Source organism: Streptomyces sp. MS191, assembly GCF_008042125.1.
Classification (GTDB): domain Bacteria; phylum Actinomycetota; class Actinomycetes; order Streptomycetales; family Streptomycetaceae; genus Streptomyces.
The window spans coordinates 1-1,216 of the sequence record NZ_RDBI01000177.1 but is presented as its reverse complement, the minus strand read 5'-3'; the positions used below and the strand labels follow the sequence as shown (position 1 = coordinate 1,216).

Below are 1,216 nucleotides of genomic sequence, written 5' to 3'. Positions count from 1 at the left end.
GGCTCGGGCATCACCGGCCATCGCCGCCAACAGTGCCGCCTCCAGACCCTCTTGCCCCCGCCGGCGGTGCCCGAGCCCCCACGGGCGAGGCAGCCGGCGCCGCTCGCACGCCGTACCGGGAGCCCGCCGCCGCGCCGTACGGCGCGGGCCACCGCGCACCCCGGACCGGATGAGGACCGCACGGCGGCACCCGTCCGGCCGGCGAGCTCCGGTGCTCGCCGCAGCCACCACACGCGCCCCTTCCGGCACATCCGCCCAGCTCGGCACCCCCGCGCTCCGGGACGGCGGCGAAGCCCGCCCGCCTCCGGCGTCGAGCAGTCAACTGCCCTGAAGCGAACGGTTGTTGTGCCCCACCGCCCCGTCCCCTAGCGTGCCCCCCATGGGGCTCTCCGCGCGCACCTCGGTCAGGACCGGCCTTCGCGCCGCGCTGGCGGCCGGCCTGCTGGCCGCGGTCCCGGCCTGCTCGGACGAGGGCGCGGATCCGGCGCCGCGCGCGTCGACGCCGGCGGACATCTGCACCAGCCTGGTGTCGTACTGGGCGAAAGAGGCCCTCAAGGGCGGCAAATGGGCCGGACTGGACTGGGAGCAGAAGGGCCTGTCCAACGAGCAGTTGGGCATCCACGACCTGGTGCTCGCCCATGCCCGCGCGACCGAGCGCGCCGACGGGCGGGAGGCCGCGCTGGCCGAGATCGACCGTGAGACGCGCCGCCGCTGCGAGGCGTCGAACGGCGCGACGGGCAGCTCCGAGAACTGGCGGCCCCCCGAGGCCGCGACCGGCTCCCCCTCCGTCACCGGCGCCGGGTCCGGCACCCCTTCCGGCCCGCCGTCCCGGCCGGCCCCGCGGCAGTCACCGCCGCCACCCCCGTGACGCTCCGTGACATCCGCGCACCGATCAAGCCGCGCAGGCCACCCGGCACTCCGTCCGCTGGCGCGGGAGGGCCTGTCCGGTATCCGGAGAGCCGGTGAATCGGGGCCGACAGGAGCGTGATCTGCTCAAGCCCCTTAGCGGAACTGCGCGTTCTCACTATGTGAACACCATGTTGCGGACCCATATGTCCCGATTTGCCCACCCCCTGCGCACCTCCTCTCCGAATCGGGGCCGACAGGAGCGTGATCTGCTCAAGCCCCTTAGCGGAACTGCGCGTTCTCACTATGTGAACACCATGTTGCGGACCCATATGTCCCGATTTGCCCACCCCCTGCGCACCTCCTCTCC

General features: G+C 73.8%; 1 protein-coding gene. It reads left to right on the top strand.

Features of this window, described 5'->3' with window-relative positions:
• Positions 1–379 precede the first annotated feature (379 nt).
• Complete coding sequence (locus EAO71_RS36185; protein ID WP_187282977.1) at positions 380–868, top strand: hypothetical protein; 489 nt, start codon at positions 380–382, stop codon at positions 866–868.
• The last annotated feature ends 348 nt before the right edge of the window (positions 869–1,216 follow it).

Bases quoted from the DNA above. Each gene is read 5' to 3' on its own strand.
- EAO71_RS36185 (WP_187282977.1), top strand. From the start codon at position 380: ATGGGGCTCTCCGCGCGCACCTCGGTCAGGACCGGCCTTCGCGCCGCG.